Here is a 23,961-nt window from a genome sequence, read left to right on the forward strand (position 1 = left end):
CGCGGGGCCGACGCATCAGGGATGTTCCTTCACTGCGCGTGAATCGAGCGTGAATCGGTGCGAGAATGGTCGGACGCAAGAGTCGGTGCACCGCTGCTCGTGTGATGGACCGACACCCCCCGGATGCGGAAGACAGGAGCAGCTCGGTGCTGGACGCGACGGCTGCGCGCGAGGTCGGAGACCGCGACAGCGACGTGCCGCCCGGACGTCGTGCCCCTGTCCGGCGCCACCTCGACCTGCGCACCCTCGACGTGCGCCAGCTGGCGACCTACGCGGTGCTCTACGCCGGCTGCATCGCGCTCGGCCGGCTCTCGCTGCAGCCCGAGACCGGTCTCGCCTTCTTCTGGCCGGCGGCCGGCGTCGGCCTCCTCTGGGCCCTGATCTGCCGTAGCCGCGCCGATCTCGTCGCGTGCCTCGTCGCGATCTTCGTCATCGCGACGGTCGGCAACTCCGTCACCGGGACCGCGTGGCTCCCGGGAACCGTTCTCGGCGTGGCCAACGTCGTGATGGTGCTGCTGCCCCGGCTCCTGCTGCGACTGCCCGACGCCCCGTGGCGGCGACGGTGGCACCTGCCGCCGTGGTCGCGCCTGAACTCCGCCGGCTCGCTGGTGCAGCTGCTGCTGGCCGTGGCCGCGGGTTCGATGGCCTCCGGGGCGGTCGGCATGGTGGGCGTCGCCCTGCTCGGGGGCGAGCCCGGCTGGGTCGCCTGGCTGAGCTGGATCACGCGCAACGGTGCGGCCGCGGTCGTCATCGCCTTCCCGCTGCTCGCCTGCCCGGTCTTCATGGGCGAGGGCGGCAGCCAGCGCGAGCTCGCACAGTGGCTCTGGACGAGCCGTCGGGCCGAGCTGGCCACCCTGCTCGTGCTCACCGTCGCAGTCGAGTGGTGGGTCTTCGGTCCCGGTGGGGGGCTGCCCCTGACCTTCCTGCCCTTCGCCCTGGTGGCGTGGGCGGGGCTCCGCTTCCCGCCACTGCTCGCCGGGCTCCACGGCTCCATGCTGGCGGTGGCCACCCTCGTGCTGGTCCTGGTCACGGACGGGGGCCCCATCGGCGAGATCGTCGACCCGGGACGACAGGCCTTCACCCTGCAGTCCTTCATGGTGCTGACGGTGGCGCTGGCCCTGCTGGTGGCGCTCGTCATCGCCGAGCGGGACGCGCTCTCCGCGCGGCTGACCGCCTCGGAGCGGCACGCCCGGGAGCGGGCGGTGGACCTGGAGACCATCACCGACACCATCCCCGAGGGTCTGGTCGTGATGCGGGCGGACGGACGCCCCGTCCGGGCCAACCGCGCCGCCCAGCAGATGCTGGGCGAGGACGTGGGGCGCTACTTCGACAACCTCCGGGAGGTGCACCTGCGACGGCTCGACGGGGAACCCGTCCCCGCGGAGGACCGGCCGGCGGCCCAGGCCCTCGCGGGTCGTACGGTCCGCGACCTGCGCCTGCTCATGGACGACCCGCGCTCCGGCGAGGACCGGGTGTGGTCGTTCACCGCCGTGCCGCTGCTCGGCCCGGACGGTCGCACCCACGACCGCGCCGTCGTGCTGTTCCGCGACGTCACCGACGAGCACGAGCGCACCACCCAGCTGGAGAACTTCGCGGGTGTCGTCGCCCACGACCTGCAGAACCCCATCACCGCCATCGAGGGCTGGACGCACGTGCTCGCCGACGCGCTGGACGACCTCGACCCGGAGGACCGGGCCGGTACCCGGAAGGCGCTCAGCCACGTCCAGCGGGCGACCCGGCGCGGGACCCAGCTCATCGGTGACCTCCTCGACTACTCCGTGGCGCGGACCTCGGACATCAACCCGGCACCGGTCGACCTCGACCGGCTCGTGGAGCAGCTCGCGGAGACGATGACGTCCGCCGACCCCGAGCGCGGCACCCGGATCAGCCACCGCGACCTCGGGTCGGTGACGGCGGACCCGGTGCTGATGCGCCAGCTCTTCGCCAACCTCATCGGGAACGCCGTGAAGTACACCCCGCCCGGCCGCGAGCCACGGGTGGACGTGGGGGCACAGCGCACCAACGGCCACGTGCGGCTGACCGTGACCGACAACGGCGTCGGCATCCCGGCTGCTTCCCGGGACCGGATCTTCGAGCCCTTCCACCGGGCCCACTCGGGCGACGCCCGCTTCACCGGGACCGGCCTCGGACTCGCGATCTGCGCCCGCGCCGTCGAGCGGCACGGTGGGACCCTCGAGGTCGACGACAACCCCGGCGGACCCGGCACCCGCTTCACGGTCTCGCTCCCGGCCTGAGCCGGTGGGGGGCGCTCAGTCCCCCTCGGCCTCGTCGTCGTTCGCCAGCGGCTCGGTCCGCCACAGGTCGGGGTGGGACGCCACCCACGCCTCCGCGTCCTGCCGCCCCACCGCGGCGGCCGCCTCGAAGAAGTCCGGGTCGAAGAGCAGGTAGGACAGCAGCTCGCCCTGGAGCGGGCTGTCGCTGCCCAGCAGCCGGTGCACCAGGTGCAGGTCCGGGTCGCCGAGCGTGCGGCGCAGCGAGCGGTGGTTGGACCGGAAGACCTCCATCGCGATGTCGGCGAGCACCTCGCTCCGGCTGGGTGAGACGGCGACGTACGGGATGACCCGGAGCGGCTCGCGACCGGAGCCGCTGCGGTGCTGGTCGAGGTGCCTGGCGAGCACCGAGTCGCCCGCCCACTGGTTGACCTCGCCGAGCCGGCGCAGGTCGTGGCGCAGCGGGTCGTCCATGACGGCGCCGAGCAGGGTGGCGGCCCCGTCGGCGAGGTCGACCTCGACCCGGTCGCGCTCCGGGTCGTCGAGCGGTGGGTGGAGGCTGCCCGTGCCGATCGCCACCAGGCGGGCACCGCCGAGCTCGACCGCAGGGGCGAGCGGGACCCGCCTGCGGGTCGCGCCGTCGACGTACCAGCCGGCCGCCTCGGGCGGCTCGCTCACCCGCACCGAGGGGAACAGGGCGGGGATCGCGGCAGAGGCCATGAGGTGCTCGACGTCGAGCCGGGTGTCGACGTAGCGGCGGTGGTGCCCCGCGGCCGGCCGGGGCAACGGCGCGGCGTCTGGCGAGCGCTCGGCGAAGACGGTGACGCGACCACTGCGGACCGAGGTGCTGACGACTGCCGAGACGTCGACCCTGGCCTCGGCGACGTTGCGGTGCAGCTGGTCCCAGTCGATGGCCTCACCCAGGGTGCGCCCGAGTGGTCCGGTCCCGAACAGACCGCGCAGGCGGAACCGGGAGACGCCCAGGGTCTCGGAGGCGTAGCGCAGTGCCACGACCGGCACCTGCCGCCACAACGGCTGCATCACGGCGTCCTTGGTGGCCTGGCCGAGCACGTCGAGCAGGCGCGCCGCCTGCTCCTCGGCGTCGAGGTGGGCGGTGGCGGTGAGGGCGCCGGTGAGCAGCGCGCCCGCACTCGTCCCGACGAGCAGGGTCGGGCGCTGGTCGGCTGCCGCTAGCTCGGGCAGCAGCACCTGCAGCGCGCCCACCTGGTAGGCCGACCGCGCTCCGCCCGCGTCGAGGGCGAGGGCCACGGGCCCTGGTGCCGACGCGGTCACACCAACCGCTCCGCGGCCAGCTCGACGTGGCTGAGGAGCTCCTCGACCTCGGCGTCGACGCGCCGGGCCCGGCGCGTCTCCTCGGCGTGGAGCACCCCGTAGGTGAAGGCGTTCTCCCCCTCCTCGGCGGCGGCGCGGGCCAGCGTCAGCAGCTCGGTCCGGGCGACGACCGAGTCCTGCCGGGTGCCGAGGCGCGAGGTCATCCGCGTGGCGGCCCCCACGAGACGGCTCGCCTCGGAGCCCCATGCCGGTTCCAGTGCCTCCGCGGCGTAACGCAGCCGCTTCGTCGCTCGCCGGGCCGCATGGATGCCGGCGTCGTGCTCGACCGGGTCATCGGTGGAGCTCGCCCGGTCGACCCGGCGCCGCACCCGCTGCAGCTCCTTCGCCAGGCGCGCCGGGAGGACGTCGCGGGCGTCGCGGGTCGCCACCTCGGTCCACGGAGGTGCGTCCGCGAGCTGGTCGAGGCCGATCCGGAGGGAGCGGTACCGCGGGGAATCGAGCACCTCGCGCACCCGCGCGTGCGCATCCTCGTGGCGCTCGGCGAAGTGGCGGTCGATCCGGCGCCGGACCGGGCCCAGGACCAGCTCCTCGGGCTCCTCGTCCACCAGGCCCCGGAGCCGGTCGTGCACGACGTCGAGGTCGCGGGCCTCGCCGAGGCCGCGTGCCAGCCAGCGGAGCTCCCCGCGCAGCGGCTCGGTCACCGAACGGTCGACGAGCGGCCGGTACGTCGCCAGCACCCCGCGCAGCCGCCGGCAGGCGACCCGCATCTCGTGCAGGCCCTCCGGGGACCCGCGCCGCACCTCGCCGTCGCGGCGGCCGAGCTCGGCCACCTGCTCGATGATGCGCACGTGGACGACGCGGCTGGCCGCGCGGTCGCGCCGCGGTGGCCGGACGCGCGCCGGCGCGACGGCCGTCTCGATCTCGCCGGCCATCACGGCGGTCCAGGGCGTCGAGGTGCCATCACGCCAGCGGCCCGCGTCAGCGCCGGCGGGCCAGCGTCAGGGCGAAGTCGCCGTCGGGGTCGGTCCAGGTCCGGGTCACCTCCAGGCCGGCCTCGGCGAGCTCTTCGGCGATCCGGCCCGGCCGGAACTTGGTGGAGATCTCGACCTGGATCTCCTCGCCGCCGGCGACGTCCACGACCAGGTCGGCACCGGGGACGGTCACGCGCTGCGGCACCTCGGCACGCAGCCGCAGGTCCATGCGCTCTTCGTGGGGGTCCCAGAAGGCGACGTAGCGGTAGCAGTCGGGGTCGAAGTCGGCGTCGAGCTCGCGGTTGAGCACGGTCAGGCAGTTGCCGACGAAGGCGGCCGTCACCCCGTCGGGGTCGTCGTAGGCGGCCACCATCCGGTCGACGCTCTTGACCAGGTCGGTGCCGAGGAGCACCCACTCCCCGGGCTCGAGGGTGTCGGCCAGCGCGCCGAGGAAGGCAGCGCGCTCCTCGACGTAGAGGTTGCCGATGGTGCCGCCGAGGAAGGCCACCAGCCGGCGGTCACCACCGGGCAGATGGCGCAGGTGGAGCGTGAAGTCGCCGACGACCGCCTCGACCGCGAGCTCGGGGTAGCGGGCGGTGAGCGACGCGGCCGCCTCGCGCAGCGTCCCCTCCGAGACGTCGACCGGCACGAACCGGCGCAGCCGGCCGGTGGCGTCGAGGGCGTCGAGCAGCAGCCGGGTCTTCTCGCTGGTACCGCTGCCGAGCTCGACGAGGGTGGTGGCGTCGCACGCGGCCGCGATGTCGTCGGCGTACCGCTCGAGGATCGTGTGCTCGGCCCGGAACGGGTAGTAGACCGGCAGCCGGGTGATCTGGTCGAACAGCGCCGAGCCGCGGTCGTCGTACAGCCACTTGGGCGGCAGCCGGAGCGGGCGGCTGCCGAGGCCGCGGCGTACGTCGTCGACCAGCGAGCCGGAGGCCCAGTCGGGGTCGAGGAGGACGTTGACCGTGGGCTCGGGTGCGTTCACGTGACCGATCCTGCCGGAGCGCCGCCGTCGGCCAGCCGGAGCCCCGTCAGCGCCCACCGCGAGCGGTGGGGGAAGAAGTTGCGGTAGGTGGCGCGGGCGTGGCCGGGTGGGGTCAGCGCGCAGCCGCCGCGGAGCACCTGCTGGTTGGACATGAACTTGCCGTTGTACTCCCCGATCGCACCGGTCGGCGGCGTGAAGCCGGGGTAGGGGTGGTAGGCCGACTGGGTCCACTCCCAGCAGTCGCCGTAGACCTGCCGCAGCCGTGCGCCGGTGGGCGCCGGACCGGCCGGACGCGGGTGGAAGGTCTCGCGGTCGGCGAGGTTGCCGGCGACCGACTGCTCCTGGCCGTCCGCGACCACCGCGTGCTCCCACTCCGCCTCCGTCGGCAGCCGCTTCCCGGCCCAGGTGGCGAAGGCGTCGGCCTCGTAGAAGCTGATGTGACTGACCGGCAGGCCGGGGTCGACCGGCCAGGTCCCGTGGAGGGTGTGCTCGAGCCACACCCCGTCGTGGGAGGACCAGTAGAACGGTGCTGCCCACTCCTCCGCGCGGGCGAGGTTCCACCCGTCGGAGAGCCACAGCTCCGCGCGGTCGTAGCCACCGTCGGCCATGAAGTCGAGCCACTCGCCGTTGGTGACCAGGCGGTCGGCGAGCCGGTAGGGCTCCAGCCACTGCTGGTGGCGGGGGAGCTCGTTGTCGAAGCCGAAGCCGCCGCCACGGTGGCCGATCTCGACCAGTCCGCCGTCGACGTCGACCCACCCGAGCTCGTCGGGCTCGCTGCGGTCCAGCGGCGAGCCGGCGTACACGGGCTGGAGGGGGTTGCGGGACAGCACGTGCTTGATGTCCATGAGCAGCAGCTCCTGGTGCTGCTGCTCATGGTGGAACCCCAGCTCGATGGTCGGGGTCAGCTGGTCGAGGGCGCCGCCGTCGAGCGTGGTCACGAGGTCACGCACCCGGTCGTCGACGTTGCTGCGGTAGACGCCGACGTCGTGGGCGCCCGGTCGGGAGATCAGGCCGCGGTCGGGTCGGCTGTAGCGCGGGCCGACGGCCTCGTAGTAGCTGTTGAAGAGGAACCAGTACTGGTCCTGGAACGGCGCGAAGCCCTGCTCGTGCTCGGCCAGCACGAAGGTCTCGAAGAACCAGGTGACGTGAGCGCGGTGCCACTTGGTCGGCGAGACGTCGGGCATCGACTGCACCGTCTGGTCCTCGGGTGACAGCGGGGCGGCCAGGCTCTCGGTGTGGCTGCGCACCTCGTCGAAGCGGCGCACCAGCCCGTCCGCGTCCCACGCGGTGGTGACCGGGACGGACGGCGCGTGGCCAGCCTCGTCGAGGTGCTGCTCCGGCCGGGTGGCAGTGCTCATCACGGCTCCTCCGCTCAGGTCCGACGCCTCCACCCTTGCGCAGGTCGCCAAACGCTGTCGACCACCAGCCGGGTGAACAACCGGCGACCCGGGAAGCAGGGGACGGCGCTCGGCGTTGCGCCTGCGTGGAGATCAGGACCGAACGCCTCCTCCTGCGCCCGTGGCGGGTCGCGGACGCCACGGACGCGCTGCGCGTCTACGGGGACGGCGACGTGGCGCGCTGGTTGGCGCCCGCGATGCAGCGGGTCACCGACCTCGCGCAGATGGAGGAGCTGCTCGCCGGCTGGGCTGCCGACGCCGGCGAGCTGGACCCGCCGGCGGGGCGCTGGGCGGTCGAGCGGCAGTCCGACGGCCGCGTCGTCGGGGGGATGGCGCTGATGGTCATCCCGCCGTGGGAGCAGGACCTCGAGTTCGCGTGGCAGCTCGCCGCCGACGCGCGCGGTCAGGGGTACGCCGTGGAAGCGGCCCGCGCCCTGGCGCACTGGGCGTTCAGGGTGCCCGGCACCGTCGAGGTCTTCGCCGTCGTCCACGCCACCAACGACCGGGGGGCCGCGATGGCGCGGCGGCTCGGGATGGAGTGGGTCGGCGAGACCGACAAGTACTACGAGCGCACGCTGCAGGTCTACCGACTCCGCCAGGCCGACCTGGTCGAGTGACGTGGGCCCGGTGATCGGCTTCGACGGCCTGGTCGAGCCCCTCGAGTGGGGGCGCAGCACCTACACCGTGCTGCGGGTGCCACCCGAGCTCGTGTCCGCGGCCCGGGACCGCGGGACCCGCCGCGTCGCGGGGACGATCGAGGGCGGTCGGGTCAACCTCGCGCTGACCACCGCACCGGTGATCGACGACCACTTCGTCTGGTTCGGACGGACGTTGCAGCGACGGCTGGGTGTCGCGGTCGGCGAGCCCGTGCGGGCCGAGCTGGGACCGGTCGACCCCGACGTCGTCGAGCTGCCGGACGACGTCGCCTCCGCGCTGGCGGAGGCGGGGTGCCGACCTGCCTGGGACGACCTGCCGGCCGGTCGGCGGCGGTCGCTGCTCTACCGGGTCGAGAGCGCAGGGACGGAGCGGACGCGCCGCTCGCGCATCGCGGAGCTGGTCGTCGAGGTGGGGTGACGCGACGACCGGCAGGCGGGGGACCTGCCGGTCGTCGCGGGGGACCGGGATGGGGGGGTGTACCCCGGTCGGCTCAGGCGGCGGCGTAGGCCTCCTCGAGGCGCTGGATCTCGCGCGACCTGCGTTCCTGGGCGACGGCCCACGCGATGCCCGAGATCCACAGCACCGCGACCACGGCGGCGGTGACGGCGACCGTGGTCCCGCCGGCGCCCAGGGCCTCCGCGATGGTCCGGGTGTTGGTGAGGATGATCAGGCCACCGGCGGCGACACCGAGGACACGTGCGGGCAGGTGCTTGGCCAGCCACGCCGCGATCGGGGCGGCGATCACGCCACCGGCGAGCAGCGCGAGGGCGATGTCCCAGGGGATGCCGGCCGTGCTGAGGGCGAAGAGGAAGCCCAGCGAGCCGCCGACCGCGACCACGAACTCCGAGGTGTCGATCGATCCGACCACCTTGCGGGGCTCGAGCCGCCCCGACGACAGCAGCGTCGTGGTGCCGACCGGGCCCCAGCCGCCGCCACCGATGGAGTCGAGGGTGCCGCCGACCAGGCCCATCGGCACCAGGAACCGGACACCGGGGCGGGCCTTGAAGGTGGGGCGGCGGCCGCCCAGCACCAGGAAGCGGTAGATGACGTAGGCACCGAGGCCCAGCAGCAGACCCGCGACCCAGGGCTTGGCGACGTCGCCGGGGATGCTCGCCAGGAACGTGGCGCCGGCGAAGGCGCCGACGAAGCCCGGGACGGCGAGGATCGAGACCGTCTTCCAGTCGACGTTGCCGAGCTTGTGGTGGGAGAAGCCGGACACCATCGAGGTGCCGATCTCGGAGAAGTGGACGGCGGCGGATGCGGCCGCGGGAGCGATGCCGGTGGCCAGCAGCAGGGTGGAGGAGGTGACGCCGTACGCCATGCCCAGGGAGCCGTCGACGAGCTGGGCCAGCAGGCCCACCACGCCGAGGACGATCAGCTTGCGCATGTTGGTCTTCTTTCTCGATCTATTCAACAAACTCGACTCAAACAGTAGAGATAATGCAGATCGGGCGCAGGCGCGTCAACTCGGCGGACCCGTGGCGGCGTGTCGGGCAGGATGAGGCCCATGTCAGGTCTGTCGAAGTGGCTGGAGTCGCTCAGCACGCTGCAGGTGCTGCTCCTGGTGCTGGCACTGATCGTCGGTACGTCGGTCGCCGCGGCGATCCTCGGCGCCGTCCTGGTCCGGATGGGGATGCGGCGGCCAGCAACGGTCGAACGCGCCTCCCGGCTCGCCGAGCGGCTGCTCGACACCATCAAGCGGCCGCTGACGATCGTGGTGCTCGACGAGGTGGCAGCGGTGATCCAGACCGGCCACTACACCCGCAACATCTCCGACGCGCTCAAGGAGAACCACGACGAGCTCAAGGCCCTCGTGGCGGAGAAGGTGCGGCAGGACCCGAACGTGCGCCTGATCGGTCGGCTGCCGGGCTACGACACGCTGATCGGCGAGGTCACCGAGACCACGCTGCGGGTGCTCATCGAGATGCTCGACGACCCTCGCACCGACGAGCTGATCAGCGACCTGCTCCGCAACAACATCGTGCAGATCAAGCAGGCGGTGCGGAACCTGGCCCACGAGGACGTCGTCCCGCACGCACCGCCCGACCCGATCCCGCCGCGACTACGGTGACCGGGTGAAGCGACAGCTGCCGAAGCGCCACGACCTCGCGCCGCTCCTGCGGTTCAAGGAGCCGACCTGGTCGGCGAAGGAGCGGCGCCTCGCCAGGGCGCTGACGGTCGAGGACCTGCGACGGATCGCGCGGCGGCGTACGCCGAAGGCCGCCTTCGACTACACCGACGGGGCGGCCGACGGCGAGGTGTCGCTGGCGCGGGCCCGCGAGGCGTTCGCCGACGTCGAGTTCCGGCCGGCGATCCTGCGCGACGTCTCGGAGGTCGACACCTCCCGCGAGGTGCTGGGGGAGCGGGTGGCGCTGCCGTTCGGGATCGCGCCGACCGGCTTCACCCGGATGATGCAGGCCGAGGGCGAGATCGCCGGTGCCACGGCCGCAGCCGCGGCCGGGATCCCGTTCGCGTTGTCGACCATGGGCACCACATCCATCGAGGACGTGGCTGCCGCGGCGCCCGAGGGCCGCCACTGGTTCCAGCTCTACATGTGGAAGGACCGCGACCGCTCGATGGCGCTGGTCGACCGGGCCGCCGCGGCGGGCTTCGACACCCTGCTGGTGACCGTCGACGTGCCGGTCGCCGGTGCCCGGCTCCGCGACGTCCGCAACGGGATGACGATCCCGCCGACCCTGACGCCGCGCACCGTCGCCAACGCGATCCCCCGACCGGCGTGGTGGTTCAACTTCCTCACCACCGAGCCCCTGGCCTTCGCCTCGCTGGACTCGTGGTCGGGCACCGTCGCGGAGCTGCTGGACACGATGTTCGACCCGACCGTCACCTACGACGACCTGGCCTGGATCAAGGAGCAGTGGCCCGGCAAGGTCGTCGTGAAGGGCGTGCAGACCGTCGACGACGCCTGCCGCTGCGCCGACGTGGGTGTCGACGCGCTGCTGCTCTCCAACCACGGCGGCCGCCAGCTCGACCGGGCGCCGGTGCCGTTCCACCTGCTGCCCGACGTGGTCGCGGCGGTCGGCGACCGGGTCGAGGTCCACCTCGACACCGGCATCATGTCCGGCCAGGACATCGTGGCCGCGGTCGCCCACGGCGCCCACTTCACGCTGATCGGCCGGGCCTACCTCTACGGGCTCATGGCCGGCGGCCGCGAAGGCGTCGACCGGGTCATCGACATCCTGGCCGGTCAGGTCGAGCGGACCATGAAGCTGCTCGGCGTCCGGACCCTCGACGAGCTGAACCCCGAGCACGTGGTGCAGCTGCGCCGGCTGGAGCCGCGGGCCTGACATGCTCCCCGGGTGAGCACACGACGGATCGGGGTGATCGGCGGCGGCATCGTCGGTCTCGCCGTCGCCCGCGAGCTCGGCCGTCGTGACCCCGACGCCGAGGTGGTGGTGCTCGAGAAGGAGGGCCGTGTCGGCGCCCACCAGACCGGGCACAACTCCGGCGTGGTCCACGCGGGCATCTACTACCGGCCGGGGAGCCTGAAGGCGGCGCTGTGCACCCGCGGCCGGGCCCTGCTGCGGGACTACTGTGCCGAGCGCGGCCTCCCCTACGACGAGTGCGGCAAGCTCGTGGTGGCCGTCGACCCGGGCGAGCTCGGGCGCCTCGACGCGCTGGAGCGGACGGCGCGCGAGAACGGCGTGCCCGGGCTGCGCCGCGTGGCTGGCGCCGGCATCGCGGAGGTCGAGCCCCATGCCGTGGGACTGGCCGCCCTGCACTCGCCAGCCACGGCGACCACCGACTTCGTCGCGGTCGCCCGGGCCTACGCCGACGACGTGGTCGCCGCCGGGGGGCAGGTGCGGCTCTCGACGCGGGTCACCGGGATCCGGCGTACGGCGACAGGGGTCTCGGTGGCCACCCCGGCCGGCTCGCACCGCTTCGACCGGCTCGTGGTCTGCGCGGGGCTGCAGTCCGACCGCGTCTCCCGGCTGGCCGACGGCCGGGACGGGCCGCGGATCGTGCCGTTCCGCGGCGAGTACCTCACCGTCACCGCCGCCAAGCGGGACCAGGTGAGCGGCATGGTCTACCCGGTGCCCGACCCGCGCTACCCCTTCCTCGGCGTGCACTTCACCCGCCGGGTATCCGGCGAGCTCGAGGTGGGGCCGAACGCCGTGCTGGCACTGCGGAGGGAGGGCTACCAGCGACGCGACGTCAGCGCGGTCGACGTCCGCGACCTGGTGGCCTGGCCGGGGTTCTGGCGGATGGCGCGCACCCACTGGCGGACCGGGCTCACCGAGCTGCGGGGGAGCCTGTCGGTTGCGGCCTACATGCGGACCGCGAGCCGCTACGTCCCCGCGATCGGGCCGTCCGACGTGGTCCGCGCGGGTGCCGGGGTCCGGGCGCAGGCGGTGGACCGCGACGGCTCGCTGGTCGACGACTTCCGGATCGGCCACGAGGACGGCATCACCACGGTGCGGAACGCTCCGTCGCCGGCGGCCACCTCGAGCCTCGCGATCGCCGAGCACGTGGTCGAGCGGATGGAGAGCCATGCTTGAGGCACCCCGTCCCGACGGGCCCGCCGCCGTCCGGCAGCTGGCCTTCATCTCCGTCGTGCAGGTGCTCGCGCTCACCACGTGGTTCGCGGCGTCGGCGGCGGCCCCGGCACTGCGGTCGGAGTGGGCGATCGGCCAAGTGGGCGAGGCGCTGCTGACGATCGGCGTGCAGCTCGGCTTCGTCACCGGGGCGCTCGCCTCGGCGGTCACGAACCTGCCCGACCGGGTGCACCCCCCGCGGCTGATGGCGCTCGGCGCGCTCGTCGCCGCGCTCGCCACCGCCGCGACGGCCGTCGTGGCGAACGGTCCCGAGGTGGCGGTCGTGCTGCGGGTGGTGACGGGGATGGCGCTGGCGCTGGTCTACCCGGTCGGGATGAAGCTCGTGGTGAGCTGGTTCGCGGTCCGGCGCGGGCTGGCGGTCAGCGTCATGGTGGGGGCGCTGACGCTCGGCAGCATCCTGCCGCAGCTGGTCGCCGGGTCCCTGGGCCCGGCCTGGCGCGCGGCCCTGCTGGTCTCGGCGGGCCTGGCGCTGGCCGGCGCGACGCTGCAGCGCTGGATCCGGGTCGGCCCCCTGGTGACGCGGGCCGAGGGGTTCCACCCGCGGGTCGTGCTCGACGTGTGGCGGGACCGGGCGCCGCGGCTGGCCAACCTCGGCTACCTCGGTCACATGTGGGAGCTCTACGCCGTGTGGGCCTGGGCACCGGCGTACCTCACCGCGAGCGTGGTGGCCCGGGGCGAGACGGTGTCGCGCTCGGTGGTCGGCGTGGTGGCGTTCGTCGCGCTGGGCGTCTGCGGCGCGCTGGGGTGCTTCCTCGCCGGCTGGCTGGGTGACCGGATTGGCCGGGCGCGCGCGGCGACGGCGGCCATGGTGGTGAGCGGGTCGTGCTGCCTGCTCGCGGCGGTGGCGTTCGGCGGACCGCTGTGGCTGCTGGTGCCGCTGCTGATGGTGTGGGGGGCTTCGGTGATCGCCGACTCCGCGATGTTCTCGGCGTGCCTGGGCACCGTCGTGGACAGCCGGTACGTCGGCACGGCCCTCACCCTGCAGACCGCGCTCGGCTTCCTGCTCACCGTGGTCACGATCCAGCTGGTCCCGGTGGTGGCCGCGTCGGCCTCGTGGCCGGTGGCGGTGGCGCTGCTCGCGCCGGGTCCCCTGCTCGGGGCGGTCGCCATGGTGCGGCTCAGCCCGCTGCTGCCGGCACGGGTCTGACCCTCGCCGGGTTGTCGGGCAGAACTGCCGGTCAAGGGGTTCGGTCTTCCCTGACAACCGTCGGTTTCCCCGGCCGACCGGGGAAACCGCGGCCGACCGGGGAAACCGCGGCCGCCCCTACGCCCAGTCGTCGAGGGCCTTCGCCACCCGCCGGTGTGCCTCCCAGATCTCCTCCGGGAGGCCGTCGAACTGCTCGAGGTGCTGCTGCCGGAAGCCCATCTCCTCGCGCCAGCGCGTGACGTCGATGTCGAGGATCCGGTCGAGGTCCTCGCGGGGCAGGTCGAGGCCGGTCAGGTCGAGCTCCTCCTCGGTCGGCAGGACCCCGACGGGGGTCGGCCGGCCCGACACGGTGCCGTCGCGCAGCTGCATCAGCCACAGCAGCGGCCGGAGGTTCTCGCGGTAGCCCGGCCAGAGGAAGTGGCCGTCCTCGGCATCCTTCTGGAACCAGTTGACGTGGGCGAAGATCGGCTGGTCGGTCGCGGCGCCGACGATGCGCAGCCAGTGCGCGGCGTACTCGCCCTCGGCGTAGGACATGAAGGGCCGCATCGACATCGGGTCGTAGCGCAGCTGGCCCTCGACCCCCTCGGCGGCGTAGGTCGCCTCCGCTCCGAGCGTCAGGCCGTCGTAGACGCCCTCGGCGAGGTCGGTGATGGCGCGAACCAGAGGCTCGCGGTCGCTCGTGCGACCCCCGAAGATGATGCCGTCGATCGGGACGCCGGCCGGGTCCTCGAAGTCGGGCGCGATGTTGGGGACGTTGGCCAGCGTCGTGGTGAACCGGCTGTTGGGGTGGGCCCACGGGGAGTCGTCGCGGGCCGACCGGTCGGAGATCTTCTCGCCCTTCCAGTCGTGCCACCCGGCGACGTCGGCCGGAGGTGTCGGGGTCTTGCCCTCCCACCACACCTCGTGGGTGTCCTCGTTCCAGGCGACGTTGGTGAAGAGCACCTGAGTGCCCTCGGCGATCGAGTCGACCGCGGTCGGGTTGGTCTTCTCGTTGGTGTCCTTGGCGACCCCGAACACGCCGAACTCGGGGTTCAGGCCGTAGAGGCGGCCATCGGCGGGGTTGACCCAGAGCCAGGCGATGTCGTCGCCGTAGAAGGACACGTGGTAGCGGTCGCCGAGGCCGTCGGGGGGCAGCATCATCGCCAGGTTGGTCTTGCCCGACGCGCTCGGGAAGCCGCCGCAGATGTGCCAGGTCTTCCCCGTCTCCTTGTCGGTGATGCCGATGAGCATGAACTGCTCGGAGAGGAACTGTCGGGACGCCCAACCGTCGTAGGCCGCCTGCCGCAGGCCGTGGGCGATCTTGCCGAGCAGCGCGTTGCCGCCGTAGGAGGAGCCGAAGTGGAGGATGGTGCGCTCGTCGGCCACGGTCACGAACCAGCGCTGGTCCTCCGGGGTGCCCTGGCCGAGGTTGGGCAGGTCGCCGGTGACGTGGACCGCGCGGACGAACGAGTCGGGGTCGTCGAGCTCGTTGATGAGCGAGATGCCGACGCGCGCCATCCGGATCATGTGGAGCACCACCGTGCGGTTGTCGGTCAGCTCGACGCCCGCGGCGTAGCGCTCCAGCGGTGATCCCGGGGGCGCCATCAGGTAGGGGATGACGTACATCGTCTTGCCCGCGAGCTGGCCGCGCATCTTGCCCTCGAGCAGCGGCTTCATCTCCGAGGAGGGCTTCCAGTTGTTGTAGACGCCGCGGTCGGCGGGGTCGCTGGTCGCGACGACGGTGCGTTCCTCGGAGCGGGCGGTGTCCTTGTAGTAGCTGCGGGAGTAGTAGCGGCCCTCGCCCGCGGGCAGGATCTCGCCGGCGTCGAGCGACTCCTGGATCAGCCGCGCGTCGTCGGCGGCACTGACCACCTCGATCCGCGCGGCGCCGGTGACCTCGGCCCAGTGGCGCACGTAGTCGCGCACCGCCTGGTTGGTCAGCCCGGCAGCATCCAGCACTGCGTCGACGTCGGCCATGGTCCCGCCTCTCCGCCGCAGGCACGCGGCTCGCGTTGGTAGACGCACCGTACAAGCGGGCCCGCTGGTCCGCGACCTTCACCTGTGCGGGTGAACATCGGCGCAGCGGTGGCTGCGAGGGTGGGGGGTCGAGGTCGCCGGACGTGCGGCCCGAAGGAGGAGGGACCGATGGCATTCGTGCTGTGGATCCTCGCCGTGATCCTGGTGATCGCGGGCATCGTCTCCCTGATCCGGGGAGCGGTGCTGCAGGGGATCGTCCTGATCGTGGTCGGGCTGCTGGTCGGCGCGGGAGGCGTCAGCATCTTCACCTGACGATCCTCCGTGTCGGCGGCGGGCCCTATGTTGGGGTCCGTCGCCGACCCATGTCCTGCGGAAGGGGGGCCACCTCGGGTGACGCTCTTCTGGCACCGGGCTCCGCGGGCCGACCAGCTGGCCGACGGCCTGGGTCGGCTGCTCGCCACGCCGCTGCCCGACCCGTTCGCCACCGAGGTGGTGGCCGTTCCGGCCCGCGGGGTGGAGCGGTGGCTCTCCCAGCGGCTCTCCCACCGTCTCGGCGAGGGCCCCCGGGGCGGCGACGGCGTGTGTGCGGGGGTCCGGTTCCTCAGCCCCCGGTCGCTGGTCTCCCTGCTGCTGGGCCGTGACCGTGACGACCCCTGGGACCCCGACCGGCTGGTGTGGCCGGTGCTCGCGGCGATCGACGCCGCGCTCGACGAGCCGTGGGCCGAGACCCTGGCCCGCCACCTCGGTCACGGGGTGGCCGGCGACGAGGGCGAGCTGCGGCGCAGTCGCCGGTGGTCGGTGGCGCGGCGCCTGGCCGGCATCCTGGCGTCGTACGCCGTCCAGCGGCCCGCCCTGGTCGCCGACTGGCGCGCAGGGCGCGACACCGACGGGACCGGCCAGCCGCTCGACGCCGACCTGAGGTGGCAGCCCGAGCTGTGGCGGCGCGTGCTCGACCTGGTGGGCGAGACCCCGCCCGACGTCCGTCACGCCGAGACCCTGGTCCGGCTGCGGGCCGGTGACGACGGGCTCGACCTCCCCGACCGTCTCTCCCTCTTCGGCCACACCCGGCTGCCGGTCACCGAGGTCGAGCTGCTCGCCGCCCTCGGGGAGCGGCGCGACGTCCACCTCTGGACGCCGCAGCCCTCGATCACGCTCGCCGAGGCGCTGCAGGACCTCGACGGGGTGGTGCCTCGTGACGAGGACGACTCGACCTCGCGCGTCGGCCACCCGCTGCTCGGGTCGCTGGGTCGCGACAGCCGCGAGCTCGTCCGCGCCCTGCAGGCGAGGGCGACCGAGGTCGACCACGTGCCCGACCCGACGGCGCCGGACACCCTGCTCGGCTGGCTCCAGGCCGACGTCCGCGCCAACCGTGCCCCCGAACCCGCGACCCGCGCCGGCCGCGAGCTGCGTCCCGACGACCGCAGCCTCCAGGTCCACGCCTGCCACGGCGCTGCCCGTCAGGTCGAGGTCCTGCGCGAGGTGCTGGTCGGGCTGCTCGCCGACGACCCCACGCTGGAGCCGCGCGACATCCTCGTGATGTGCCCCGACATCGAGGCCTTCGCCCCGCTGGTGGCGGCCGGCTTCGGGCTCGAGGGCGTGGTCGACGACGGCCACCCCGCCCACCGGCTCCGGGTCCGGCTGGCCGACCGGGCGCTGTCCAGCACCAACCCGCTGCTCGCCGTCGCGGCGCGGCTGGTCGAGCTCGCTGGTGGCCGGGTCACCGCCAGCGAGGTCCTCGACCTCGCCGCGACCGACGTGTGCCGCCGCCGCTTCGACCTCGACGACGACGACCTCGCCCGCCTCACCGACTGGGTCGGCGAGGCCGGCATCCGCTGGGGGCTCGACGAGGCGCAGCGCGCGGGGTTCGCGATGGAGCGCTTCCCCCACAACACCTGGCGCTCCGGGCTCGACCGGTTGCTGCTTGGCGCGGCGATGAGCGGCGACGACCACCGCCACGTGGGTCGGGGCCTCCCCGTCGACGACGTCGGGAGCGGCGACCTCGACCTGCTCGGCCGGTTCGCCGAGCTCGTCGACCGGCTCGACCGCTGCGTCGCCGAGCTCGGGCGGGCCGACACCCTCCAGGAGTGGGTCACCGCCCTGCGCTCCGGCGTCGGCGCGCTCACCGAGGCCGACCCCGGCCAGCCCTGGCAGGGCCCGCAGCTCGAGCGCGAGCTCGCCCAGGCGCTCGACGCGGCCACCGACGGCGGTCGGGCCACGGTGCGCCTCGCCGACGTGCGGGCCCTGCTCCGGTCGCGGTTGGGCGGGCGGCCGACCCGCGCCAACTTCCGGACCGGCACGCTCACCGTCTGCACCATGGTCCCGATGCGGTCGGTGCCCCACCGGGTCGTCTGCCTGGTCGGGCTCGACGACGGCGCCTTCCCGCGCGGGGCGTCGGTCGACGGGGACGACGCGCTGCTGCGGCGGCCGTTGACCGGCGAGCGTGACGCCCGCAGCGAGGACCGGCAGCTGCTCCTCGACGCGGTCCTGGCCGCCACCGAGACCCTCGTGGTCACCTACACCGGGGCCAACGAGCACACCGGGGCCGAGCGGCCCCCCGCCGTACCCCTCGGCGAGGTGCTCGACGCCGCCGACCTCACCGTCGCGACGCCGGTCCGCGACCGGGTCCTCGTGCGCCACCCCCTCCAGCCCCACGACCCCCGCAACCTCCAGCCGGGTGCCCTCGTCGGTGACCGGCCGTTCAGCTTCGACCGGGCCGCCCTCGCCGGCGCGCGGGCCGCCCTCGCCGAGCGCACCCCACCTGCGCCGTTCCTCCCCGGGCCGTTGCCGGCCCCGCCGCGCGACGACGTCAACCTGGCCGACCTGCGCGACTTCTTCGCCCATCCCGTCCGGGCCTTCCTGCGCGGGCGGCTCGACCTCGCCACCCCGCTCGAGGCCACCGAGGTCGAGGACGCGATCCCGATCGAGGTGCGCGGCCTCGACAAGTGGCGGATCGGCGACCGGCTGCTGCGCGAGGTGCTGGCCGGGAGCCGGCCCGACACCGTGATGACCGCGGAGCTGCTGCGGGGCACGCTGCCTCCCTTCCGGCTGGGCGAGGCGGCCTTCGAGACCGTGGTCCAGGAGTGCTCGGCGATCTACGCCGCGACGGCCGCGCTGCGCGAGGACCGGACCGCCACCAGCCGAGACGTCGCCGTCGACCTCGGCGACGGCCGACTGCTCACGGGCACGGTCACCCAGCTGTTCGGCCACCGGCTGCTCTCCGTCGGCTACTCCGCGCTCAAGGGCCGGCAGCGGCTGGCGGTCTGGATCGACCTGCTGGCGCTCAGCGCCGCCTACCCCGACGAGCACTGGACCGGCCACGCCGTCGGCAAGGGCGACAAGGGTGCCGACGGCTACGTCTCGGGCCCGCTCGACCACCGGGCGGCCGAGTGGCTCAGGACGCTGGTGGAGCTCTACGACGAGGGACAGCGGCGGCCCCTCCCGCTGCCGGTCGAGACGGCCCTCGCCGCCGCCGGGCGCCGGCTCGGCACCCCCGGCGCGCGCAGCCCCGAGACCGCGTGGTGCAGCACCGACAACTCCCCCGTCCCGGGCGAGCGTGAGGACGCCTGGCACGTCCGTGTCCACGGCGAGAGGGCGCCGCTCGAGGTGCTGCGGGCCGACGGGCTCGACGACCTGGCGGTGCGGGTGTGGGAGCCACTGCTGACCGGGGCCGAGCGGAAGGTGACGCTGTGACCGACGCGCTCGAGCCCTTCGACATCACCGGGCAGCTGCCGACCGGCACCACCCTGCTCGAGGCGAGTGCCGGCACCGGCAAGACCTGGACCATCGCCGCCCTGGTCACGCGTTTCGTGGCCGAGGGGGTGGTGCGTCTCGACGAGATGCTGGTGGTCACCTTCGGGCGCGCGGCGAGCCAGGAGCTGCGCGAGCGGGTCCGCGCCCAGCTGGTCGAGGCCCAACGGGCGCTGGCCCCCGAGCCGGTGCTGCCGGACGAGCCCTCGGCGCTGCTCGGGCTGCTGCTGGCGCGCGACGACCGCGAGGCGATGCACGCCCGGCTGGTCGACGCCCTGGTCGGCTTCGACGCGGCCACCATCGCCACGACCCACCAGTTCTGCCACCTGGTCCTCGCCTCGCTGGGGGTGGCCGGTGACTCCGACAGCAACACCCGGCTCGTCGAGGACCTCGACGACCTCCTGGTCGAGGTGGTCGACGACCTCTACCTCCGGGGGTTCGCCACGACCGACGACGGACCGTCGTTCAGCTACTCCCAGGCGCTCGCGATCGCCCGCTGCGCCGTCAACGACCCCCAGGCCCGGCTCGAGCCTGCTGGCGAGACCGAGGGGGTGGCCGCCCGGCGGGTGCGCTTCGCCGAGGCCGTCCGCCGCGAGACGGACCGCCGCAAGCGCCGGTTGGGTGTGCTCTCCTACGACGACCTGCTCCACCAGCTCGCCGACGCCCTCGCCGACACCGACAGCCCGGCCCGCGACCGGATGCGGCGCCGGTGGCGGGTCGTGCTGGTCGACGAGTTCCAGGACACCGACCCGGTGCAGTGGTCGATCCTCGACCGGGCGTTCACCGGGGTGGCGACGATGGTCCTGATCGGTGATCCGAAGCAGGCGATCTACGCCTTCCGCGGCGGCGACGTCACGACCTACCTGGCGGCGGCCCGGACCGCCACCGAGCGGCGCACCCTCGGCACCAACTGGCGCAGCGACCACGACCTGGTGGCCGCCTTCGACGCGTTCCTGGGCGGCGCACAGCTCGGCCACCCCGAGATCGTGGTCCACCCGGTCGACGCCCACCACGGCGAGAACCGGCTCCGGGGTGCCCCCAGCGACCGGCCGCTGCGAATGCGCGTGCTGCGCCGCGACGACCTCGGTGTCACCGGGGGCGCCCCCAAGGTCGACCAGGTGCGGCCCCACGTCGCCCGCGACCTCGCGCTCGACGTCCGCCGGCTGCTGGCCTCGGGAGCCACCTTCGACGGCGAGCCGCTGCGCGCCCGCGACGTCGCGGTGCTGGCCCACACCAACAGCACGCTGGCGACGATCCAGGCGGCGCTGCGCGAGGTGGGCATCCCCTCGGTGATCGCGGGGGCCGGGAGCGTCTTCGGGTCGGCGGCCGCCCTCGAGTGGCTCACCCTGCTGGAGGCCCTCGACCAGCCCCACCGGATGCCGAAGGTCCGCGCCGCCGCCCTGACCAGCTTCTTCGGGCTCACCGCCACCGAGCTCGACGAGGGAGGGGCCGACCGCTCCGAGGAGATCGCCGACCAGGTCCGGGTGTGGGCCGAGCTCTTCGCCGAGCGCGGTGTCGCTGCCGTGCTCGAGGCGGCCACGGCTGCCGGGCTCTCGGCCCGGGTCCTCGGGTGGGTCGGCGGCGAGCGGCTGCTCACCGACCTGCGCCACGTCGGTGAGGTGCTCCACACCGTCGGACTCACCGATCACCTGGGGCTGGCCTCCACGCTCACCTGGCTCCGCCGGCAGGTCGCCGAGGGTCGCGCCGACCGGACCAGCGAGCGCACCCGCCGGCTCGACTCCGACGCCGCCGCCGTCCAGCTGGTCACCATCCACTCCAGCAAGGGCCTCGAGTACCCCGTCGTCTACCTCCCCGCCGTGTGGGACCGCTTCGCGCGCGAGCCCGACATGCCGCTCTTCCACGACGACGACGGCCAGCGGTGCGTGGCGGTCGGGCGCAGTCGGACCCAGTGGGGCGACCACGCCGCACGGGCCGCCGCCGAGGACCTCGGCGAGTCGCTGCGGCTCCTCTACGTCGCGCTCACCCGCGCCTGCTCGCAGGTCGTGTGCTGGTGGGCGCCGACCGCCCGCAACACCGCGACCTCGGCGCTCCACCGGCTGCTCGCGCGCGGCGAGGGCGACGACGTCCCCGACCAGGCAGCGGTGTGGAGCGACCAGCAGGTCGTCGACGTGTTCGCCCGGTGGCGCGACCGCGGCGCGCTCACCCCCGAGCCTGCCCGCTGGGCGCTCCTCGGCGTCGACCCGCCGCAGGACCACCCGGCCGAGCTCGCCGTGCGCCGCTTCGACCGCACCGTCGACACCGCCTGGCGCCGTACCTCCTACTCCGCCCTTACGCGGGTCGAGTCGGCCACCGCCACCGTCGACAGCGAGCCCGAGGTCGAGCCGCGGGACGACGAGGGCGCGCTGCGGCCGCTGCTCCTGCCCGACGACGTGGTCTCGGCCGCCGCCGTGCCCTCGCCCATGGCGGACCTCCCGGTGGGGGCCGACTTCGGCTCCCTCGTCCACGGCGTCCTCGAGCACGCCGACCCCGAGGTGCCCGACCTCGCTGCCGAGCTGCGGCGCCACCTCGACGACCAGCTGGTGCGGTGGCCCCAGGATGTCGACCGCGACGTGCTCGTCGACGCCCTGGAGGCCGTGGTCACGACCCCGCTCGGAAGCCTGGCCGGTGGCGCGACCCTCCGCTCGATCGCCCTGCGCGACCGGCTCCCCGAGATGGACTTCGAGCTGCCGCTGGCCGGCGGCGACCTCGCCACCACGGGTGCGGTGACCCTCGGCGACCTCGCACCCCTGCTGCGCCGCCACCTCACACCTGAGGACCCGGTGCGCCGCTTCGCCGACGCCCTCGACCGACCGGAGGTCGGTGACCAGGACCTCCGCGGATACCTCACCGGCTCGGTCGACGTCGTCCTCCGCACCGGGCCGGCCAGCGACCCCCGCTACCTCGTGGTCGACTACAAGACCAACTGGCTGGGCCCGCGTGAGGAGCCCCTCACGGCGGCCGCCTACGCGCCGGCGATGCTCGACGAGGCGATGGGGCACTCCGACTACCCCCTGCAGGCGCTGCTCTACGCCGCGGTGCTCCACCGGTTCCTGCGCTGGCGCCAACCGGGCTACGACCCCGAGCGCCACCTCGGCGGCGTGCTCTACCTCTACCTGCGCGGCATGTGCGGGGAGGCCACCCCCCTGGTCGACGGCGAGCCCTGTGGCGTCTTCGCGTGGCGGCCGCCGGTGGCGCTGGTGGTCGAGCTGTCCGACCTGCTCGACGGTCGGGTGGTGGTGACGTGACCGAGCTCTTCGAGCCCACCGACGCTGCCGACCGCCGCCTGGTCCAGGGAGCCGCCGGCCTGCTGGGCGACTTCAACCGGGCCGGCGTGCTCTCGGCCGCCGACGTCCACGTCGCCGAGCGCACCGGTGAGCTCGCAGGTGACGACGATGCCGAGGTCAGGTTGGCCGTGGCGCTCGCGGTGCGGGCGGTCCGCCACGGCTCGGTGGGGGTCGACCTCGACGCCGTACGCGCGATCGCTCCCGACCTCGCGTGGCCCGCGCCCACACCGTGGGCCGATCGCGTGGCGGCCTCGGCGCTGCTCGAGAGCGGGGTGCTGCAGCAGGAGCACGGCCTGGTCTACCTCGACCGCTACCACCGGCTCGAGCGGCAGGTCGCCGACGACGTCCTCGCCCGGAGCCGTCAGGTCCCGCCCGTGGTCGACGAGCAGCGTCTGGCCGACGGGTTGTCCGCCGTGCGCGACGACCACCTCAGCGAGGCCCAGGAGGCCGCGGCCGTCGCCGCGGTCCGTCACTGGACCACCGTGGTCACCGGGGGCCCCGGGACGGGCAAGACCACCACGGTGGCGCGGCTCCTGGCGCTGCTGGCGCTCCAGTCCGACCGGCCGCCGGCAGTGGCGCTCACCGCCCCCACCGGCAAGGCCGCGGCCCGGCTCGCGGAGGCCGTCGCCGAGGAGATGCCCGACGCGGTCCGCGACCGGGTCGGCAGCCCGGCAGCGATGACGCTCCACCGCCTGCTCGGCTGGCGGCGTGACAACACCACGCGGTTCCGCCACGACCGCGGCAACCGGCTCAAGTACGACGTCGTGGTCGTCGACGAGTGCTCGATGGTCGACCTCACGCTGATGGCGCGCCTCCTCGAGGCGGTTCGTCCCGACACCCGGCTGGTCCTCGTCGGCGACCCGCGGCAGCTGACGTCCGTGGGCGCGGGAGCGGTGCTCTCCGACCTCGTCGAGGGCCTCCGCACCCTGCCCGGAGCGGCCGTCCGCGAGCTCGTCACCAACTACCGCTCCGCGGTCGACATCCAGCACGTGGCCGAGGCGCTCCGCGACGCCGGGTCCGGTGACGCCGACGGTGTGCTCGCGGCGCTGCGCGTCGACTCCGACCAGGTCCGGTTCGTGGAGACCGACGACCCCGAGCAGGAGCTGCGTCCGGGGCTGGTCGCCCATGCGCTGCGCATCCGGGAGCGGGCCGCAGCCGGTGACGTCACCGGGTCGACCGGCCTGCTCGAGGAGTTCCGGCTGCTCTGCGCCCACCGGGAGGGCCCCCGCGGCGTACGCCACTGGAACCGGCTCGTCGAGCAGTGGCTGGCGGAGGAGACCGGCCAAGCGATCTGGTCGCCCTGGTACGTCGGCAGGCCGCTGCTGGTCACGGCCAACGACTACGCGCTGCAGGTCTACAACGGCGAGACGGGCGTGGCCGTCGCCACCGACGGTCGGCTGCGGGCCTGGATCGACGGTGCGGGTGGCACCACCGAGCTGGCGCCGGGGCGACTCGATGCCGTCGACACCATGCATGCGCTCACCATCCACAAGAGCCAGGGGAGCCAGGCCGACGAGGTGGTGGTGCTCCTGCCCGAGGAGGGCTCGCGGCTGCTGACCCGCGAGCTCTTCTACACCGCCGTCACCCGCGCCCGCGACCGGCTCCGGGTCGTGGGGTCGGAGGCCGCCGTCCGGGCTGCCGTCGCGACACGGGCACAACGCGCCACCGGCCTGCGCCAGCGGTTGGACGACGAAACCTGACCGCAACGCGGCGGGACTA

General features: G+C 74.0%; 17 protein-coding genes. 11 read left to right on the forward strand and 6 right to left on the reverse strand.

Annotated elements, in window-relative coordinates:
• Window positions 1-146 precede the first annotated feature (146 nt).
• A complete protein-coding gene (locus K6T13_RS00775) occupies window positions 147-2,255 on the forward strand; it encodes an ATP-binding protein (RefSeq protein ID WP_222895960.1) in 2,109 nt (702 codons plus the stop codon).
• Between the two features lie 15 nt (window positions 2,256-2,270).
• Here K6T13_RS00775 and K6T13_RS00780 read toward each other — a convergent pair whose 3' ends face one another.
• Genes K6T13_RS00780 through egtB form a run of 4 tightly spaced genes read right to left on the reverse strand, consistent with a single transcriptional unit; the run spans window position 2,271 to window position 6,838 of the window.
• Window positions 2,271-3,500, reverse strand: coding sequence for a patatin-like phospholipase family protein (locus K6T13_RS00780; protein WP_222895962.1), 1,230 nt, complete (start codon window positions 3,498-3,500; stop codon window positions 2,271-2,273).
• A gap of 20 nt (window positions 3,501-3,520) precedes the next feature.
• Window positions 3,521-4,456 (reverse strand): CHAD domain-containing protein, encoded by a 936-nt coding sequence (locus K6T13_RS00785; protein ID WP_222895964.1) that lies wholly within the window; start codon window positions 4,454-4,456, stop codon window positions 3,521-3,523.
• A 46-nt stretch (window positions 4,457-4,502) separates the two neighbouring features.
• Complete coding sequence (egtD, locus tag K6T13_RS00790; RefSeq protein WP_249423874.1) at window positions 4,503-5,480, reverse strand: L-histidine N(alpha)-methyltransferase; 978 nt, start codon at window positions 5,478-5,480, stop codon at window positions 4,503-4,505.
• Complete coding sequence (gene egtB / locus K6T13_RS00795; RefSeq protein ID WP_222895966.1) at window positions 5,477-6,838, reverse strand: ergothioneine biosynthesis protein EgtB; 1,362 nt, start codon at window positions 6,836-6,838, stop codon at window positions 5,477-5,479. The genes egtD and egtB overlap by 4 nt, the downstream gene beginning before the upstream one ends.
• Window positions 6,839-6,963: 125 nt before the next feature.
• Between egtB and K6T13_RS00800 the strand changes: the two genes are divergently transcribed.
• Both K6T13_RS00800 and K6T13_RS00805 read left to right on the forward strand, forming a co-directional pair.
• Window positions 6,964-7,494 carry a GNAT family N-acetyltransferase gene (locus K6T13_RS00800; RefSeq protein WP_249423875.1) on the forward strand — a complete coding sequence of 177 codons (531 nt, stop codon included), beginning with the start codon at window positions 6,964-6,966 and terminating at the stop codon, window positions 7,492-7,494.
• Between the two features lie 10 nt (window positions 7,495-7,504).
• On the forward strand, window positions 7,505-7,951 hold the full coding sequence (locus tag K6T13_RS00805) for a YdeI/OmpD-associated family protein (RefSeq protein ID WP_222895968.1): 447 nt from the start codon (window positions 7,505-7,507) through the stop codon (window positions 7,949-7,951).
• Window positions 7,952-8,024: 73 nt separating this feature from the next.
• Here K6T13_RS00805 and K6T13_RS00810 read toward each other — a convergent pair whose 3' ends face one another.
• Window positions 8,025-8,921, reverse strand: coding sequence for a sulfite exporter TauE/SafE family protein (locus K6T13_RS00810; protein ID WP_222895970.1), 897 nt, complete (start codon window positions 8,919-8,921; stop codon window positions 8,025-8,027).
• A 120-nt stretch (window positions 8,922-9,041) separates the two neighbouring features.
• Here K6T13_RS00810 and K6T13_RS00815 point away from each other — a divergent pair, with 120 nt between their 5' ends.
• Genes K6T13_RS00815 through K6T13_RS00830 form a run of 4 tightly spaced genes read left to right on the forward strand, consistent with a single transcriptional unit; the run spans window position 9,042 to window position 13,255 of the window.
• Complete coding sequence (locus K6T13_RS00815) at window positions 9,042-9,605, forward strand: hypothetical protein (protein WP_222895972.1); 564 nt, start codon at window positions 9,042-9,044, stop codon at window positions 9,603-9,605.
• 4 nt (window positions 9,606-9,609) lie between these two features.
• On the forward strand, window positions 9,610-10,839 hold the full coding sequence (locus tag K6T13_RS00820; protein WP_222895974.1) for an alpha-hydroxy acid oxidase: 1,230 nt from the start codon (window positions 9,610-9,612) through the stop codon (window positions 10,837-10,839).
• A gap of 12 nt (window positions 10,840-10,851) precedes the next feature.
• Window positions 10,852-12,051, forward strand: coding sequence for an L-2-hydroxyglutarate oxidase (gene lhgO, locus K6T13_RS00825; RefSeq protein WP_222895976.1), 1,200 nt, complete (start codon window positions 10,852-10,854; stop codon window positions 12,049-12,051).
• Window positions 12,044-13,255, forward strand: a complete 1,212-nt coding sequence (locus K6T13_RS00830; RefSeq protein ID WP_222895978.1) for an MFS transporter — start codon at window positions 12,044-12,046, stop codon at window positions 13,253-13,255. Before lhgO ends, K6T13_RS00830 begins: the two co-directional genes overlap by 8 nt.
• Before the next feature lie 117 nt (window positions 13,256-13,372).
• On the opposite strand, the gene K6T13_RS00835 is transcribed toward K6T13_RS00830, so the two are convergent.
• Complete coding sequence (locus K6T13_RS00835; protein WP_222895980.1) at window positions 13,373-15,211, reverse strand: phosphoenolpyruvate carboxykinase (GTP); 1,839 nt, start codon at window positions 15,209-15,211, stop codon at window positions 13,373-13,375.
• A 168-nt stretch (window positions 15,212-15,379) separates the two neighbouring features.
• Here K6T13_RS00835 and K6T13_RS00840 point away from each other — a divergent pair, with 168 nt between their 5' ends.
• The 4 genes from K6T13_RS00840 (at window position 15,380) to recD (ending at window position 23,942) form a co-directional block, all read left to right on the forward strand.
• Window positions 15,380-15,523: a GPGG-motif small membrane protein gene (locus K6T13_RS00840; RefSeq protein WP_222895982.1), complete on the forward strand. Its 144-nt coding sequence runs from the start codon at window positions 15,380-15,382 to the stop codon at window positions 15,521-15,523.
• A gap of 78 nt (window positions 15,524-15,601) precedes the next feature.
• Window positions 15,602-18,901 carry an exodeoxyribonuclease V subunit gamma gene (gene recC / locus K6T13_RS00845; RefSeq protein ID WP_222895985.1) on the forward strand — a complete coding sequence of 1,100 codons (3,300 nt, stop codon included), beginning with the start codon at window positions 15,602-15,604 and terminating at the stop codon, window positions 18,899-18,901.
• A complete protein-coding gene (locus K6T13_RS00850; RefSeq protein ID WP_222895987.1) occupies window positions 18,898-22,203 on the forward strand; it encodes a UvrD-helicase domain-containing protein in 3,306 nt (1,101 codons plus the stop codon). The genes recC and K6T13_RS00850 overlap by 4 nt, the downstream gene beginning before the upstream one ends.
• Window positions 22,200-23,942: an exodeoxyribonuclease V subunit alpha gene (gene recD, locus K6T13_RS00855; protein ID WP_222895989.1), complete on the forward strand. Its 1,743-nt coding sequence runs from the start codon at window positions 22,200-22,202 to the stop codon at window positions 23,940-23,942. Before K6T13_RS00850 ends, recD begins: the two co-directional genes overlap by 4 nt.
• Window positions 23,943-23,961: the final 19 nt, after the last annotated feature.

The sequence above is a fragment of the Nocardioides coralli genome (genome assembly GCF_019880385.1).
In the GTDB taxonomy this organism is placed as follows: Bacteria; Actinomycetota; Actinomycetes; order Propionibacteriales; family Nocardioidaceae; genus Nocardioides; species Nocardioides coralli.

Excerpts from the sequence above, each read along its gene's own strand:
- K6T13_RS00785 (WP_222895964.1), bottom strand. The coding sequence starts at position 4,456 with ATGGCCGGCGAGATCGAGACGGCCGTCGCGCCGGCGCGCGTCCGGCCA.
- egtB (WP_222895966.1), bottom strand. The coding sequence starts at position 6,838 with ATGAGCACTGCCACCCGGCCGGAGCAGCACCTCGACGAGGCTGGCCAC.
- K6T13_RS00810 (WP_222895970.1), bottom strand. The coding sequence starts at position 8,921 with ATGCGCAAGCTGATCGTCCTCGGCGTGGTGGGCCTGCTGGCCCAGCTC.
- K6T13_RS00815 (WP_222895972.1), top strand. The coding sequence starts at position 9,042 with ATGTCAGGTCTGTCGAAGTGGCTGGAGTCGCTCAGCACGCTGCAGGTG.
- K6T13_RS00830 (WP_222895978.1), top strand. The coding sequence starts at position 12,044 with ATGCTTGAGGCACCCCGTCCCGACGGGCCCGCCGCCGTCCGGCAGCTG.
- K6T13_RS00835 (WP_222895980.1), bottom strand. The coding sequence starts at position 15,211 with ATGGCCGACGTCGACGCAGTGCTGGATGCTGCCGGGCTGACCAACCAG.
- K6T13_RS00840 (WP_222895982.1), top strand. The coding sequence starts at position 15,380 with ATGGCATTCGTGCTGTGGATCCTCGCCGTGATCCTGGTGATCGCGGGC.